4 protein-coding genes are annotated in these 3,444 nt (G+C 37.0%); all 4 read right to left on the bottom strand.

From position 1 onward, the window contains the following. Positions 1-534, bottom strand: a 534-nt coding sequence (locus M3P05_RS20200; protein WP_249701935.1) for a hypothetical protein, incomplete at its 3' end; no start/stop codon positions are given. Further along, on the bottom strand, positions 531-1,475 hold the full coding sequence (locus M3P05_RS20195) for a hypothetical protein (RefSeq protein WP_249701934.1): 945 nt from the start codon (positions 1,473-1,475) through the stop codon (positions 531-533). The genes M3P05_RS20195 and M3P05_RS20200, both read right to left, overlap by 4 nt. 149 nt (positions 1,476-1,624) lie before the next feature. Beyond that, positions 1,625-2,176 carry a hypothetical protein gene (locus M3P05_RS20190; protein ID WP_249701933.1) on the bottom strand — a complete coding sequence of 184 codons (552 nt, stop codon included), beginning with the start codon at positions 2,174-2,176 and terminating at the stop codon, positions 1,625-1,627. A gap of 101 nt (positions 2,177-2,277) precedes the next feature. Beyond that, positions 2,278-3,444, bottom strand: a 1,167-nt coding sequence (locus M3P05_RS20185) for a hypothetical protein (protein WP_249701932.1), incomplete at its 5' end; no start/stop codon positions are given.

Raw genomic sequence — 3,444 nt, 5'->3', positions numbered from 1 at the left:
TTTGTTAGGTTGCTTTATTGCATCAAACCAAGAGTCGAGGTTTCTTTTAATTATTTTCAAACTGTCGATTATTAGTATGACAGAGAAAATAGCACTCCATGAACAGATTAAAGCAGTTATCCAATGTTTATATAAACCCAGAGTCATTTGAAGTATTGCAGCAATAAAACTAGCAATTATTGCGTAATACAATAAGTCGCTAAGTTCTTTGAGTGGTCCATATAATTCAAGTGAATTGTCATGCTTTCTTTGCTTCTTCCAATTCTCTCTATATTGTTCATTATCATAAACGTTTTCTTTCATGTTAACGATGATAAATGTTTTTAGAGAAAGTAAAAAACCACCCAGAGCTAAAAAACCCGCAAAAAGATGACCTCTTATATTTTTTGCATAAAACTCACCAAACTTTGAAATGGAACTGCAATAGATTTCCTTTTTCAAAACCGGATCACATGATATAAAGACAGCAGCTACATAAATAGCTGCTGTAATCAAGAGTGATATTAGAAGGCTAATAAGAACTCGTTTGGTCATCTTATTTCAGCTTGAAATATATGTTCATAGTCATCTGACTCACATATTTCAATCAGCTCCTTAATGTAGTCTGCGTTTTGAAACTCACTCACATCAAGAGAGTTTAGCTTATATGCAACTTCATCATAGTCTTCTAGACCAAAGCAGTCTGGCATATTGAAAATTTGTATCGCTGAATCTATACCTTCTGCATCTTCTACTAATACTTTACCCCTTTTTGGAGCGAATTTATCCACAGCTCCAGATATTGCTGTTGCTAAGGTATCAGCAGAGTGACTTGTAGCAAAAGTTAGCTTTTCTTTCTTTTTTGACACGTAAGAAGAAAGAGGTGTTGCATCCATCACATCTGGAGTGAGCGTTGCATACTCGTATTCAAATGCTTTGATTTTTTTAAACTCTTTCAAGATTACTTCTATATCTTCTTTGCGATAAAGAGCCTGAAACTCAAGCTTGGACTTGAATTTTCTTCTAATTCTTTTTTCTGCGGATGGGCTTATAGTTCCTTGATTTTTGGTTTTTTCATTTTTAATCTCTTGAGCTATTTTTCCATCTCTAATGGTTCTATAGCTGTGTTTTAGGTACTCACCAAACACCATAAGTGAACAGGATTGAAAATAGTGTTGATAAAGGCCAATATTATTTTCTTTGTTTATCACAAAGAAATTAAAATCCATCAGCTTGTTTTCACCTTTGAGGTTCTCAACTTCGATTTTGAAACCATCACTTGAAGAGGTTAGCTTACAGAACTTTTTTTGATCTTTTACGGTTATTACTAACCCTTTGTAGTATTTGTCGTCTTCATCGTTCAGGTAGATTCTACGCTCAATAGGCTTGAGATTATTTGTCTCTCCGCTTATTTCACAAACTTCAGACATGAGATCTTCCACGGATACGGTATCTGTCGTTGTTTCAAGTGAAAAACCTAAGTATTTAACGTCCATTTATCCTTCCATGAAAGAATACAAATATAAATGCTGGGAGATTATACAGTTTTGCAGAATACTATGGTAGCAACCTAACGCTTGCATCAGGGGCTGCGCCGTAGGCGCAGTCCCTTGCTTGCACTTGTTAGCTGTACGTTGAATATTGCTTACTCAAATGTTTTGAGTAAGCTTGAAATCAGTAGTTCAGGAGCTTGTACTTTTGCCTCTACAAAGTCATCCGCAGTTACTTTGTTTAAAAGTGGTTGGATTTTGCGAACCTTTTTTATTGCATTATTGTCGATGTTTAGTAGTTCTTGAGTTAAGGCCATTGCATGAAAATAATTTTTGTGTCTTTCTTGCAAATCCTTTAAGACTGGCTTTATATCGCACCTGCCATTTAGCGCACAGATTGAAAATAAGGTTGAAGTCCCCTCGTTTAATATGGTTGCTCTTTCTAATATTCCGGTTTCAATATCCATTACGGGGTAAAGCATATGGCATGCTTCATGGGAAAGTTGAAAGTGAATTTGATTTTCATTGATTTTTGCAGCGAGACTGAGAGAGATAACTATTTCACCGGTTTCTTTGAGGTATCTTAGGTGAGGTGTGTCATCGTTGAATTCTACATGACTAAACTTCCATTTAGAGTGCTGTGGTCCAAAATTTTCTTCTGCTGCTGATAGATAATTTTTGGCTAATTCATTCAACCCTTCAATCAATTTCTATCTCTCTGTAAACTTCAAGGTTATTGGGATGCTGGTTTAGTACAGCTAACGCCCACATTAGGGGCGCAGCTTGCTGCGTCCATTAGATGTGCTTGTTAGCTTCCTGTTTCCACAATACTGTCCCACCAGTTATTCAGAGTACCATTCACAAAATAGCAGAATGCATTCATTGATATTGGTAAGTCCTCTGAACTCCAGCTGGCACCCAAAGTATGAACTGCCGAGGCTAAGCAACCTTTTTCAGCTAGACCATCTTTGGGGTTATATTGGTCTGGTGATTGACAAAGGGGGGCTGGAAAAGGAACGCCTGCATGAAGTGCTATAGATCGATAATTATATATTTTACTGAGGATTTTTTTAAATCCCTTTTTACTCCATTTTATTTGAGCATGCTCTATGGGTCTATTCTCTGGGGCATCGGGCATAAACTCGAAGCAGAATTTCTGAAACTTGCTTGTTGCACCTAGAGTATGAGAAATCTCTTCAGCTATGGCTTTTAGTAATTCCTCACCACCTTTTGAAGCGATTAATTCAGAAAGTTCTGGTTTGGATTCTTTTATTTTTTCTAATGGGCTTGTATCGTGTGAAGCCCACTCGTTTGCAGCTGTCTCTATAGAAGATACAAGCATGATCCAGGCTAACTCTGGCTCACTTTCAGCAATCCAAATTGCATCTTGAAATTGTCTGGCCGCTCTTACAAGTGCAGTAAACTGTGATTCTGTGAGAGTCTTGAGATCCTGTATTTCTTTAAGAGATTCAACATTTACCTGCTTAACAACTCCTGGAAGAATTGGCCTTCTCTCCTTAAAATAGATTTCAGGTTTTTTCTTATGAGATGCTCGGGGCATGCCTAAAGGATCTTTACTATAGCCACCGAAAATTCTGACCTCATCTCCAGCCTTTAACCTTATGCCAAGTCTTAAAGATGCTAATGCTGCTATTTCATCAACAGCCCATCCACCGTGATAGTTAGAATAATTAGTTGTGGTGTTATATGTGCCTTTAGGGTTAATGAACCATGATATCCTTAGCATGATAGATTCGTACACAGAACCAGGTTCATTGATGTATGAGCCTAAATTCAAAAACTGATAAGGACCGATGTTATCGTTTACTTCACCAATAATATGTGAATCTGTATATAACGGATACTCAGATATTTGATAAGCATCCTTGTTCTGATTGAACTTAATCATATTCCGGTATGAAAGAATGCTTGATCTTTCTTCTTCCAAAGGTTTACTCCAATGGTAGTTTTGGGA

Origin of the sequence: Parendozoicomonas callyspongiae (genome assembly GCF_023502345.1) — a bacterium.
GTDB classification, from domain to species: Bacteria; Pseudomonadota; Gammaproteobacteria; order Pseudomonadales; family Endozoicomonadaceae; genus Sansalvadorimonas; species Sansalvadorimonas callyspongiae.
Note: the sequence above shows the minus strand (reverse complement) of the source record. Positions and strands in the feature narration are given on the sequence as shown.